This window comes from Shewanella sp. TB7-MNA-CIBAN-0143 (assembly GCF_040310065.1).
Taxonomy (GTDB): domain Bacteria; phylum Pseudomonadota; class Gammaproteobacteria; order Enterobacterales; family Shewanellaceae; genus Shewanella.
Genome location: NZ_JBEOPL010000025.1, coordinates 1 through 13031, shown reverse-complemented (window position 1 = coordinate 13031; position 13031 = coordinate 1). Strand labels below are relative to the sequence as shown.

Below are 13031 nucleotides of genomic sequence, written 5' to 3'. Positions count from 1 at the left end.
AGCTTTCAAGATAACTGGTAAATAATTACACAATTCAGTTATGTTTGATCGCGTAAAATCTCATCGACAGCAATCAAATATTGTTCTTAAGGCCAAACGGTTTAGTCTGTTTGGCCTTTTTTATTATAAAAATCGCTAATCTGTCACATAAATTACATATTAAAAACGATCATTTTGTTGGTAACTTTACTACATTTTCCCAGAATGTCTGTTAATATAGTTGCATCATTTAAGTGCTAAGATTGTTTAAGTACTTTAAATAACCAAATTCAATTTAACAAAAAATCTTTCTTATCATTAACGGAGTATCTTATGTTCCGCAGAACTAAAATCGTTACGACACTTGGACCAGCAACTGACCGCGATGACAATTTGCGTAAAATTATCGCCGCAGGAGCTAACGTTGTTAGACTTAACTTCTCACATGGTTCACCAGAAGATCATTTAAAACGTGCTACAGATACACGTAGAATCGCTAAAGAATTGGGCAAGCATGTCGCTATTTTAGGTGACTTACAAGGTCCTAAAATACGTATTTCTACCTTCAAAGATAACCAAAAAATCAAACTTAACTTAGGTGATAGCTTTATTCTTGATGCTGACTTAGCAAAAGGCGAAGGCGATGATAAACAAGTTGGTATTGATTACAAGCAATTGCCTAATGATGTAGTCATTGGCGATATACTAATGCTTGATGATGGTCGAGTGCAGTTAAGAGTTGACCGTGTTGAAGGCCACAAAGTCTTCACAACGGTTACTGTAGCTGGCCCGTTATCTAATAACAAAGGCATCAATAAGAAAGGTGGCGGCTTAACCGCTCCGGCCCTAACTGAAAAAGACATGGCAGATATTAAAACTGCAGCCTTAATTGATGTTGATTTTTTAGCTGTATCATTCCCACGTACTGGTGCTGATCTTGATCTAGCACGTGCGTTAGCACTTGAAGCCGGCAGTAAAGCGCTAATTGTCGCTAAAGTTGAACGTGCTGAAGCCGTTGAAAGCGATGAAGCAATGGATGATGTTATCCGCGCATCAGATGTAGTCATGGTTGCTCGTGGTGATTTGGGTGTCGAAATTGGTGATGCTGCACTTGTTGCCGTACAAAAACGCCTAATTGAACGCTCGCGTCAACTCAACAAAGCTGTGATCACTGCGACCCAGATGATGGAGTCGATGATTACCAGCCCAATGCCAACACGTGCAGAAGTAATGGACGTGGCTAACGCAGTGTTAGACGGTACTGATGCGGTAATGCTTTCAGCAGAAACTGCCGCTGGTGACTTCCCTGAAGAAACCGTTATGGCAATGGCTAACGTTTGTTTAGGCGCTGAATTACACCCAAGTGTCAATGTGTCTAAGCACCGCATGGATCAACGCTTCTCTTCTGTTGAAGAAACAATTGCCCTTTCAACCATGTATGCGGCTAACCATTTACCTGGCGTTAAAGCGATTATTTCGTTAACAGAATCTGGCGCGACAGCTAAATTAATGTCACGTATTAGCTCTGGTTTACCTATTTTTGCATTATCTCGTCATCAAAAGACATTAGCCAGCATGGCAATGTACCGTGGTGTACAACCAATTGAGTTTGACTCAACTGCGTACCCTGCCGATGAGCTAGCTAAAGAAGCATTAAATTGCATGGTGAACAGAGGTTATTTAGTCAGTGGTGATATGGTCTTGATGACTAAAGGTGACGCGATGGAAACCATCGGTGGCACTAACACTTGCAAAGTGTTGATCGTTGCTTAATCAAGCCGAGCATAACGAGTAACATTCACTAACGTACATGCAGTGATATACACTCGTTAATAATAAAGCCAATCTTCGGATTGGCTTTTTTATCCGTTATTTTTGAGCTCTTGCGACATAGCGCAATAAAGTGACGTTAAACCTCGCAACCGCTTATTCGCTTGTTCGCTTATTCGCTTATTCGCTTATCCGCTTATTCGCTTATTCGCTTATTCGCTTATTCGCTTATTCGCTTATTCGCTTATTCGCTTATTCGCTTATTCGCTTGTTCGCTTATTCGCTTAACAGCTTCCCCCCCAGAACGTGATGGATAAAAAAAGCCCCGACAAAGTCAGGGCCAATTTGTTTCAAAGATCTATATCAAATTAATCAACTGAGATTATAATTTCTCGAAGTCATTCACGTTGATAGCAGCTAAACGTAATACGTCCGCCTCAACAAGCTGTTTATGCTCAGCTTCAGTGATAATGTCTTTCTCTAACGCCACGTCAAATAACTCAAGCATAGGAAGCTTAGATTTTATATGGCCACTACGTTGTGCCTTCTTAAGCTTCTTGTACAAATCTTTCGCTGCATATTTAGCTAAGAACGCATTTTCAACTTCAGCAATACCACTAGTGTCACCTTCAAACTCTCCACAAAGGAAAGTAATGCGATCACGAGCAGGTCCAGGCTTAAGCATACCTTTGACTAAATCAACTGCATATTTATCACTTGGTGCATTAAAGTGGTTACCTAATGGGAAAATCAACACTCGTAGTAATACCGCAGCAATTTTACTCGGGAAATTACGAATCGCGTCATTAAGCGCTTTAGCCGCTAAATGTAAACGCTCAGTCATCACATAATGTACGGCTGGTAAATCATCTTGCTGACGACCATTGTCTTCAAACAGTTTTAACGTTGCAGATGCAAGATATAACTGACTTAGTACATCCCCCATACGCGCAGAAAGCATTTCTTTACGCTTAAGGTCCCCGCCCATAATTAACATCGATAAATCAGTCATAATGGCCAGTGACGAAGAGATACGCGTCATGTCACGATAATACTGCTGCGTTGGGCCACTCACTGGTGCACTGGCAAAACGGCTGCCTGTTAATGCACTACCAAATGAACGTAATGCATTACCCATCGCATAACCAATGTGACCTAGCAACAAAGAATCAAAACGATCTAATGCAGAAGTTTCATCTTCCATTGCTGCGGCTTCCATTTCAGCCAAAACATATGGATGACAACGGGTTGCACCTTGACCAAAAATCATCAATGAACGAGTAAGAATGTTTGCACCTTCTACAGTAATTGAAATAGGTGTTGCCATATAAGCATGACCTAAATAATTTTTAGGCCCTAATTGAATACCTTTACCTGACTGGATGTCCATCGCATCTTCTAACACATCACGGCCTAGCTCTGTCATGTGGTATTTTGCAATTGCGGTCACCACTGAAGGTTTAACTTTTAAGTCGATACCTTGTGTGGTTAAACGTCGTGCAGCTTCCAGCTGGTAAGTATTGGCGATGATACGCGCCATCGCTTCTTGTACGCCTTCAAAAAGACCAATAGGCATACCAAACTGCTGACGAACGTAACTGTAGGCTGTGGTCGTTTTGGTACAGACATGGCCAGATGCGGTTGCCAGAGCAGGTAATGAGATACCACGTCCTGCAGATAAGCATTCAACCAGCATACGCCAGCCTTTACCGGCAAACTGTGGTCCACCAATAATCCAATCTAATGGAATAAATACATCTTCACCACTTGTTGTACCGTTCATAAACGCCATCATTAATGGGTTATGACGACGACCAATCTCAACACCTTTATGGTCAGTTGGGATCAACGCACACGTAATGCCTATGTTTTTAACGTCACCGAGTAAACCGTCCGGATCGCGCATTTGGAACGCTAAACCGAGCACGGTAGCAACTGGTGCTAAGGTAATATAGCGTTTGTTCCACGTTAGGCTTAAACCTAATGTCTCTTCGCCTTCAAATTCGCGCAGGCAAACAACACCGATATCGGGTATCGCACCAGCATCACTGCCCGCTTCTGGGCCCGTGAGCGCGAAACAGGGAATGTCTTTACCAACAGCAAGTGAAGGTAACCAACGCTCCTTTTGCTCTTGAGTACCATAATGGGTCAACAACTCTCCAGGGCCTAAAGAGTTAGGTACCATTACGGTCACGGCAGCACTGACACTACGCGTGGCTATCTTGGCTACAATCGTTGAGTTTGCATAAGCAGAAAACTCGCGTCCACCGTACTTTTTAGGAATGATTAACGCAAAGAAACCTTGTTCTTTAAAGTATTGCCATAACTCTGGCGGAAGATCTTTGCGATTGTGGACGATATCAAAATCGTCGATCATGGTTAATGCGGTTTGAACTTGATTATCAATAAAGTCTTGTTCTTCAGCGCTTAACGTTGGTTTACCGTAGCTGTGTAAGGTATTCCAGTTTGGCTTTCCGCGGAATAACTCACCTTCCCACCAAACATCACCCGCTTCCATTGCTTCTTTCTCGGTACTCGACAAAGGAGGCAATACTTTTTTGAAAAACGAAAATACTGGACGCGTAATAAATTGCATCCTGATATTACGCACGCCAAAGAGGACAATGATCGCTATAACTAGCAATATGACGATACTCATTTTATACCTTCTTAGTTTGTTAACACAGGGACAGCAACGCCTGCTGCCATGTAGGGGATTACTTTACGGATAATGGCTTCAATATTGTTATGTTCACCATAATCTGCTGTGGCAATTTCATTTAATGCATCTGCAGAAGCCATAGTGAACACAATAGTCCCTAAAGTGAAGTGCAAACGCCAAAACATTTCTGCTGCAGGTATGTGAGGTGCACTGGCTGATACCGCTTGTACAAACGTCGCTAAATGCTCACCATAATGCGTGGTAATAAACCAGCGCAAATGACCTTGGCTTTCAATATAACCGCGACCTAACAGCTGCAAGAAAATAATCGTGCCACCGTTGCGTACTTTATTGAGTTCAAGTAACGGTTTAATTAAAGCAGAAAAAATCTCGTTTAGTGACGCATTCTCAGGCGCATGATGTATACGTTTAATCTCTACCGCGGCGCTGGGCATAAAGACATCTAAGTATCTTGCTAACACAGCTCGAATTAATTCTTTTTTTGAACCAAAATGGTAATTAACAGATGCCAAATTGACTTCAGCTTTGCTGGTGATCAGTCGTAACGACGTTTCAGAAAAACCTCTTTCAGCAAACAACTTTTCAGCTGCATCGAGTATTCTTGTTTTTGTATCAGTACGGCTTGCCATTCCCAGACCCAAGTTAATTTAAACACCTGTTTAAATTAATCATTGAGCGCACAGATGTCAATCGAAATTGTCAGCTTTCTTTATTAAGACAAATAACAAAAATCGTAACAACCACACCAGATTGTTAACTAATATGCAATACATGCTGTTTTTCGGTACACTGATGCCGATAATAAAAACAAGGATGCACACAACATGAACTTGCCTTTAAAACGACCGTCTCAAATTGCACTTATTGTTTCAATAGCATTAGGCTTAAGTGCCTGTAGCGACACGACTGCGACCACTCAGATACCTACTGAAAAGATAGATACTGCTGCGGCTATCGATTTTGTCAATAGAGCTGAAGCCGATTTAGCCAATTTATCAATTGAAGCTAATCGGGCTGAATGGATTTATTCCAATTTTATCACTGATGACACCGCGGCGTTGTCTGCCGCTATGGGTGAAAAAGTCACCTCAACATCTGTGCGCTATGCAACTGAAGCGGCGAAATATGCCAATGTAGAGCTTGATGCTGTTAATGCAAGAAAACTTAACAGCTTACGCAGTAGCCTTGTTTTACCAGCCCCTCTAGACCCAGCTAAAAACGCAGAACTTGCCAGCATCGCGTCTGAACTTAACGGTTTATATGGTAAAGGCAAATACTGCTTTGCCGACGGTCGCTGCCTCACTCAACCAGAGCTTTCCAATATAATGGCAGAGTCGAAAGACCCTGCAGTGCTTTTAGAAGCTTGGAAAGGTTGGCGTGAAATAGCCAAACCAATGCGTCCACTATTTGAACGAGAAGTCGAATTAGCTAATCAAGGTGCACAAGATTTAGGCTACGCCGACTTATCTGAATTATGGCGAAGTCAGTATGACATGGAGCCAGAAGCATTCTCTGCCGAATTAGATCGTCTATGGGCACAAATTAAGCCTCTATATGATTCATTACATTGTTATGTTCGTGGTGAACTAAATGAGCAATACGGTGACGACGTTGCACCTAAAACAGGCCCTATCCCTGCACATTTATTGGGCAATATGTGGGCTCAGCAATGGGGCACGATTTATAATAGTGTCGCACCTAAAGATGCAGACCCAGGTTACAACGTTACCGAATTGTTAGCCCAGAATGGCTACGATGAAACAAAAATGGTCAAACAAGCTGAAGGCTTTTTCACTTCACTTGGCTTTGGTGCATTACCAGAAACATTCTGGACTCGCTCAATGTTTGTTCAGCCTCAAGACCGTGATGTGGTGTGTCATGCATCTGCATGGGATTTAGACGACCAAGATGATCTTCGGATAAAGATGTGCATTCAGAAAAATGCTGAAGACTTTAGCGTTATTCATCACGAATTAGGCCATAACTTTTATCAACGTGCTTATAAAAATCAGCCGTTTATCTTTAAAAACTCTGCCAACGATGGTTTCCATGAAGCCATTGGTGACACGATTGCCTTATCGATTACTCCTAAATATTTGCAAAAAATTGGCTTGCTCGAAACCGTACCCGATGCGTCAAAAGACATCGGCTTATTGTTAAAGCAAGCATTAGATAAAATTGCCTTTATGCCTTTCGGTTTGATGATCGACCAATGGCGCTGGCAAGTATTTAACGGCACCATTAAACCGGAGCAATATAACCAAGCCTGGTGGGACTTACGTGAAAAGTACCAAGGTGTTAAAGCGCCAATTGAACGTACTGAAGCCGACTTCGACCCTGGTGCTAAATACCATGTTCCTGGTAATGTTCCCTATACGCGTTATTTCTTAGCGCATGTTTTGCAGTTCCAATTCCACAAAGCACTGTGTGATATTGCAGGTGATACCGGCCCAGTTCATCGCTGTAGCATTTATGGAAATAAAGAAGCGGGGGCTAAGTTGAATGAAATGCTCGAAATGGGCGCCAGCAAACCTTGGCCGGAAGCACTGAGTGTAGTGACGGGTTCCGATAAAATGGATGCCAAGGCAGTATTAGATTACTTTGCACCTTTGCAAGTGTGGTTAGATGAGCAAAATACCCAAGCTAATCGTCAGTGTGGCTGGTAACGCTAGTGATGACCAATTGTACTAATGAACTGTACTAATGATCTGTACTAAAGGGTTATAGCAATTAGTTGAATTAATAAATAATAGGGCTGAATCAGTAGCTGACTCAAATAAATGGTCACTCAGAAACTCGCATTTTATCATCTAATTAATTCACTCTTGAAAAGGACGCCAATATAAATTGGCGTCCTTTTTATTTATACCGATAATTAATTAGCTTAAAACCTATCTAAAACCGCGACCTTTTCTATTCAGCTCACTATTTTCAATCCTTTTTTGCTGTGATTTTTTTAGCATCACAAATACAGCGCCAACGCCACCACTCTGTTTAGTAGCCGAATGGTATGCGATTACGGGGTCAATAAAGCGTAACCAATGACAGACTGCGGATTTAAGCAATCCTGGATAAGGTTTACTTTTATACCCCTTTCCATGGATAACCAGTATGTTACGTTCGCCGCGCTCATAAGCACTTAACACACAATTAAGTAAGCTTTCACGAGCCTGTAAAAGCCGATATTCATGTAAGTCTAATACGGTTTGAAAACGGTATTTTCCAAGACTAAGTTGTTTAAATACTTGGTCTTGGATGCCATCCATTTTATAACTCACCACATCGTCTGGCTTAAGGGGTGCAAATAAATAAGCCTCAGTGGGTAATAACTGTAACAACTCATGTTGCTCAGCTGCCGCTCGCTTTGCCAGTTGCGCATCTGTTAAACTTAATGGATTAAGCCATATTTGGGTGGTTTGTGGTTGATGTTCATATTTAAGAGGGGTCACATCGGCCATTTCTTGCAAAAATAATTCGTCATCACTTAACGACATATGTCACCTCCTACATACTTTGTAAAGATTCTATCCTTTAGCAAAGTTGCTCAATAATTTATAGTTGTGCTAACGGTATCGCTTGCCATTATTGATTTACATTAGATAAAAAGAGAATAATTCCTTGATAAGAATATTGACCATTTTGAATACGCCATGGCTATCTTCACTGCTTCTTGCAGTGAGCCTGTGCGTTAGCAGTTCGAATGTTTATGCCACTGAATCGATCCCTCACCAGGTTTTGAATGCCAATTTTACAAAATTGACTAACGCTTTTGAACAACTCGATTTAGCCGCTATGGAAAACATATATACTGACGATGCAGTTTATATTTCTGAAACACAAGACAGAGGAATTATTAGCGGTAAAGAAAATATCCTCAATCTGTATAGCCGATTTTTTAATAAAATTAAACGTAAGAACGCTAAACTTGAAGTCGATTTTCGTGTACTTGTACGTTATAGCGAGCCAAATAGCGCAACTGACATCGGTTATTATTTAGTCCGTTTTCACCCAGGAAAAGAATCTGGCGAACCGGTCAGTGAGTTTGCCGGTAAATTTGTGACTGTGTTTACCAAAGACAGTAAACAACAGTGGAAAATTAGTGTCGACTCTAACACTCACGCCGCGCCACATTTTTACTATGACGCTAAACCAGTACCGAATCTTTATTACGGCCGACAATTTATCGCTGCCACGTCAAAAGAATTACCTGATGAACAATAGTGATTTATCCGCGATAAAGCAGGCATCTTGTCCGTGTGGCAGTAGTTTGCCCTACTACCAGTGCTGTGCAGCCTATCATGCCGGTCTTGTTGTAGCAGAGATGCCAGAGCGTTTAATGCGCTCTCGCTATAGTGCTTTTGTATTACGTCAGTTTAGCTACTTGATTGCCACGCATCATCCAGACTATTTACACGGCTTGACTGAACAACAGCTTGCCCAAGGTAAAACTCAGTGGTTAGGTTTACAGGTATTATCATCGAATCAACAGGCTGACTGTGGTGAAGTGACATTTAAAGCGTGGTTTATTGAAAATAAGCATATTGATGCGGTTTATGAATGTTCGTCATTTATCAAAAAAGATGGCTTATGGTTTTACACCGATGGACAGCAAATGCAAACTCGTTTACCCGGCAGAAATGATGCTTGTATCTGTTACAGCGGAAAAAAGTTTAAACAGTGTTGTGCTAAGCGCATGAGTTAACATCAATAGATAATGCTTAGCCCTTATTATTGATAATAAATACTGGTGCAGAGTGACGATGTAGATACTGAGCAATCGTAAAAACCATTATTTAAATGGGCACTAATTAACAATAGAGACGAAATAGCAATCGATGCGAGTTGCACAATCTTAATCGTCATCAGTAAAGTCCGATTCGCACAACAAGGAATACGCTGACTAAACCAATGAATTGCTCATTAATACTAACTTCTGCGGTTTAGACTCATGGGCATTAATAAACAAAGCAAAATCATTAACACGGATTGCAGGGCTATACAAAAATCCTTGTGCATGATGACAAGCACTTAATGTTAAAAACTCCTCTTGCTCTTTAGTTTCAACCCCTTCAGCAGTTAACGAAATATTCAATGCTTTTGCCATCGCGATAATCGCACTGACAATCTCACGACTTTCGTGGCTAGAAGATATATCCATGATAAACGAGCGATCAATTTTTAATTTAGATATCGGAAATTGCTTTAAGTACTTCATTGAACTGTAACCCGTCCCAAAGTCATCAATCGCTAAACCGACGCCTAACTCTGCCAACTCATGGCATAGATTGATAGCATAGCGAATGTCACCCATGAGTTCAGTTTCAGTGATTTCAAGAATTAACGTTTTAGGCTTGATACGATAACGGGTGATTAAGCGCCAAACTTGTTCGTACAAGTTGCCACTAAAAAATTGCCTCGCAGCAACATTCACATGCATCGTAATATTGACGTTTTTATGCTGCCATAAATTCAGTTGCTTACAGGCCGTTTCTAATACCCATTCGCCAATTTGGTTAATCAACCCGGTTTGTTCTGCGATTTCGATAAACGCACCTGGATATAACACGCCTTTTTTAGGGTGATTCCAACGGATTAATGCTTCAGCGCCAATATACTGATTATGTTGTAAATCCATTAAGGGTTGATAATACAACTCAAATTCTCGGCCACGAATAGCACTATGTAAATCACGCTCTATTTCAGCGTTGGTGGTAAACGTTTCAAGTAGTGCTTCATTAAAAAACTGGTAATGTGCACCATTTTTCTTTTTTGCATGTTGCAAGGTAATATCGGCACAAGATAACGGGGCAAACATCCCAACAACAGACTTAATATCAACCACTGCAAGCGCCGGTTTGGGCTCAACTTTCTCACGCGAGATAACCGATGGCGCAGCTAGGTTCATATATAGCCGGCTGATCATTTGTTCAATATCGGTCCCAGAGTGCATGGGTGGCAATAACACAGCAAATTCATCGCTACCTATTCTGGCAACATCAATAGCATTAACAGATACAGCAAAGTGTTTTAAGCGCCGTGCGATTTCGATTAAAAGACTATCGCCTTGAACATGACCATGGGTATCGTTAAAGCGCTTGAAGCCTAATAAATCAATCAGAATCAGTATCCCAGCAGTGGCACGATCTAATTGAGGAGTAAAATGACTACGATTGTGCAAGCCTGTCAAAGAACAATGCCATGCTAAACGCTCTAATTCCGCTTTGTGTAAATATTCTGCCGAATTATCATAACTAGACACTAACGCATAATGCTTACCCTGCTCCGTTACAAACGGGGTAATATGGTAATTTAACCAATATTCACTGCCATCAATCCGCGCGAGCTTAAGGTTACCTTTAACAATCTCACTATTACGTAATTTACTGATTACATGGTCAAGTAATTGTGGGGTATTTCTAAAAATATCGAGACTCGATGCACTATGGTGCTCAACAGTTTCCCGTGGCAACCCTGTCATTTTCTCATGGGCACTATTAACATACTCGATGATTAGACTATCGGTATTCACCAGCATCACGACATGTTCGGATTGCTCGGTTGCATTGCGCAATAAGTAAATTTGTTCATTGCTATCATAGGTATAACGAGTCGCTAGCGTCAAAGCTAATTGGTCAGCACATTGAATAGCAAACTGAATATCAGATTTTATCCAATTGACCTTTTCACAGCTTTCAACCGATAACACACCTTCAATATGTCCATTAATTCGGATGGCAATATCGATACTGGTGACAATATTATGATGTTGGTAGTAATCTGAAAATGTTTCAACGAGATTTATGTGCGAGTTATCAGAGGATAAAATATAGCGGTGAGATCGTAATTCATTAAAATATTGAGGATCTATTGTGATGTGTCTCAGGTGAGATAAATGACTCAATGTTTCATCAATCTTACTGGCTACTAGAGTATGCTGACAAGTAAAATTGTCTTCATCATCAGCAGTAAAATCATCATTCGCAGATTGACTTACGAGAGTCCACACGGATACAAATGACGCAGCGAAATACTCACGCAGCAGTTGACACACTAACTCTGCAGTTTTTGTGAAATCACCTTGTTGTTTAGCACTGGAATTTACAATTAATTCCAATAAGTGCTGTTGCTCTTTTCGATTCATTTACATCCCGAAAAATGGCTTCATAACCCTAAATTTTTACATTATTAATCAGTACACTTGTTATTATTAGTTCTGAAAATCAGAATTTGAGTGATAATGTTACAATAATACATAGGGAGTGAAGTTCGCGTTAAAGGTATGAATAACGTTATATTATCATGCGCTACTATACCTTTTTGTTATGTAAAGCAGATTACACGCGATACTCAAAAACAGCAATCCTTTACTAATATATTGTTACGCTTTATTTGGATTGTTGACACGCTAAACCCACTCCCACAAAATGTGTTTAACATCAATTATATGACAGTGTATATTTCTAATACAAACGACTGAAATCTACAGTTGATTTTCAAGTTGAAAAATCATTTTCTCTACGCTGAACGCAAAATCAAGCTTTAAAGAAATAGTGCTATCTTCATCAATAATGTCCGCTTTAGTTTCAGGAAAACGCTCTTGAGCCACTTGCAGCATAGATTGAGCTTGCAATAAGGCATCGTCTCCTACAAAGCTAAGCAGTAATAACGTATCTTCTGCTTCCACAACAGCGCCAATATCTACATAACTGCCGCATTCAGTACAACTGTCACTGACATTTCCTTGCTGCTGTTTAATTTGCTTAATCATTATGTCACCCCATCTGTTTGAACCACGTCAAATGGCAAATATAACTGAGTTTTGGCAAGCTTTTATTTGCCATGCTCACAATTATCAAAATTAAATGATAGTCTCAGGATTTTAGCCTGAAATCTCAGCAGTTAAGCCAGTTGTAAAGATAACGTATTAGATATTTTACGTTGCGTGCTGAGTTGTTCTAAAAAATGCATATCTTCTAATGGGGTGTGTTGTTGGTAAGCATTAATCGCTTTATGCTTAGTTAAGTAATCACAGTTACTTAATACTTCAACCATCGCATCAGATTGAGCGCCTCTTATCACTAGCGCTTCAGGTGTCAATGCTTGTTGTAGTTGAAACTGCCGTGCGCCTTGCTGCTGAAATAACATCGCGTTATCAATAGTGTCTGGGTGAATAGAAATATCATCTACTAATAACTGGGGTTGAGGTACAGAAAATTGTTGTCGCAGTTTTTGTGTGCTTTCTACATCATTATCTAACTGAAATTGAGCCATATCGCGAGCATCAACTGACAACATAGCCAATAGCAAACCAAATTCACCGCGACGATTGTTTTCAATCGCAACGTTTAATCGGCTCCCTATTTGTAACTCATTGACTAATGTTGACTCAATTTGCATATAAAAACATCACTACCACTGCTCGATGCTTTTTTATCGACCAAACAGTCATAAACTTTAGTAAAATATTCAATTATCCACTTTACATATAAAAGGTTTCTGACTACTATGGCGACCGCAATTGAGGAGGGGTTCCCGAGTGGCCAAAGGGATCAGACTGTAAATCTGACGGCTCAGCCTTCGAAGGTTCGAATCCTTCTCC

The 13031-nt window shown here is 40.6% G+C and carries 10 protein-coding genes; 4 read left to right on the top strand and 6 right to left on the bottom strand.

The window, feature by feature from the left end; translation table 11 throughout:
• The first annotated feature begins 312 nt into the window (after positions 1-312).
• Positions 313-1752, top strand: a complete 1440-nt coding sequence (gene pyk / locus AAEY97_RS17905; protein WP_101088393.1) for a pyruvate kinase — start codon at positions 313-315, stop codon at positions 1750-1752.
• 379 nt (positions 1753-2131) lie between these two features.
• Here the strand turns inward: pyk and AAEY97_RS17900 are convergent, their stop codons facing one another.
• Positions 2132-4408, bottom strand: a complete 2277-nt coding sequence (locus tag AAEY97_RS17900; RefSeq protein WP_162023030.1) for an acyl-CoA dehydrogenase — start codon at positions 4406-4408, stop codon at positions 2132-2134.
• An 11-nt stretch (positions 4409-4419) separates the two neighbouring features.
• Positions 4420-5061 carry a TetR family transcriptional repressor PsrA gene (gene psrA / locus AAEY97_RS17895; protein WP_101088395.1) on the bottom strand — a complete coding sequence of 214 codons (642 nt, stop codon included), beginning with the start codon at positions 5059-5061 and terminating at the stop codon, positions 4420-4422.
• A 195-nt stretch (positions 5062-5256) separates the two neighbouring features.
• Between psrA and AAEY97_RS17890 the strand changes: the two genes are divergently transcribed.
• Positions 5257-7098, top strand: coding sequence for a M2 family metallopeptidase (locus tag AAEY97_RS17890; RefSeq protein WP_101088396.1), 1842 nt, complete (start codon positions 5257-5259; stop codon positions 7096-7098).
• Between the two features lie 225 nt (positions 7099-7323).
• Here AAEY97_RS17890 and smrA read toward each other — a convergent pair whose 3' ends face one another.
• A complete protein-coding gene (smrA, locus tag AAEY97_RS17885) occupies positions 7324-7926 on the bottom strand; it encodes a DNA endonuclease SmrA (protein ID WP_101088397.1) in 603 nt (200 codons plus the stop codon).
• A 124-nt stretch (positions 7927-8050) separates the two neighbouring features.
• Here smrA and AAEY97_RS17880 point away from each other — a divergent pair, with 124 nt between their 5' ends.
• Together AAEY97_RS17880 and AAEY97_RS17875 are read left to right on the top strand one after the other, a co-directional pair.
• A complete protein-coding gene (locus AAEY97_RS17880; protein WP_242445209.1) occupies positions 8051-8653 on the top strand; it encodes a YybH family protein in 603 nt (200 codons plus the stop codon).
• Positions 8643-9134: a YchJ family protein gene (locus tag AAEY97_RS17875; protein WP_351000536.1), complete on the top strand. Its 492-nt coding sequence runs from the start codon at positions 8643-8645 to the stop codon at positions 9132-9134. Before AAEY97_RS17880 ends, AAEY97_RS17875 begins: the two co-directional genes overlap by 11 nt.
• 198 nt (positions 9135-9332) lie before the next feature.
• Here the strand turns inward: AAEY97_RS17875 and AAEY97_RS17870 are convergent, their stop codons facing one another.
• From AAEY97_RS17870 to AAEY97_RS17860, 3 genes are all read right to left on the bottom strand, one after another.
• Entirely contained in the window at positions 9333-11573 is a 2241-nt protein-coding gene (locus tag AAEY97_RS17870) for a sensor domain-containing phosphodiesterase (protein WP_351000533.1), read from the bottom strand.
• Positions 11574-11912: 339 nt separating this feature from the next.
• Positions 11913-12200, bottom strand: coding sequence for a DUF406 family protein (locus tag AAEY97_RS17865; RefSeq protein ID WP_192114836.1), 288 nt, complete (start codon positions 12198-12200; stop codon positions 11913-11915).
• A 131-nt stretch (positions 12201-12331) separates the two neighbouring features.
• Positions 12332-12829: a VC2046/SO_2500 family protein gene (locus AAEY97_RS17860; protein WP_101088401.1), complete on the bottom strand. Its 498-nt coding sequence runs from the start codon at positions 12827-12829 to the stop codon at positions 12332-12334.
• Positions 12830-13031: the final 202 nt, after the last annotated feature.

Excerpts from the sequence above, each read along its gene's own strand:
- pyk (WP_101088393.1), top strand. The coding sequence starts at position 313 with ATGTTCCGCAGAACTAAAATCGTTACGACACTTGGACCAGCAACTGAC.
- AAEY97_RS17900 (WP_162023030.1), bottom strand. The coding sequence starts at position 4,408 with ATGAGTATCGTCATATTGCTAGTTATAGCGATCATTGTCCTCTTTGGC.
- psrA (WP_101088395.1), bottom strand. The coding sequence starts at position 5,061 with ATGGCAAGCCGTACTGATACAAAAACAAGAATACTCGATGCAGCTGAA.
- AAEY97_RS17890 (WP_101088396.1), top strand. The coding sequence starts at position 5,257 with ATGAACTTGCCTTTAAAACGACCGTCTCAAATTGCACTTATTGTTTCA.
- smrA (WP_101088397.1), bottom strand. The coding sequence starts at position 7,926 with ATGTCGTTAAGTGATGACGAATTATTTTTGCAAGAAATGGCCGATGTG.
- AAEY97_RS17875 (WP_351000536.1), top strand. The coding sequence starts at position 8,643 with ATGAACAATAGTGATTTATCCGCGATAAAGCAGGCATCTTGTCCGTGT.
- AAEY97_RS17870 (WP_351000533.1), bottom strand. The coding sequence starts at position 11,573 with ATGAATCGAAAAGAGCAACAGCACTTATTGGAATTAATTGTAAATTCC.
- AAEY97_RS17865 (WP_192114836.1), bottom strand. The coding sequence starts at position 12,200 with ATGATTAAGCAAATTAAACAGCAGCAAGGAAATGTCAGTGACAGTTGT.
- AAEY97_RS17860 (WP_101088401.1), bottom strand. The coding sequence starts at position 12,829 with ATGCAAATTGAGTCAACATTAGTCAATGAGTTACAAATAGGGAGCCGA.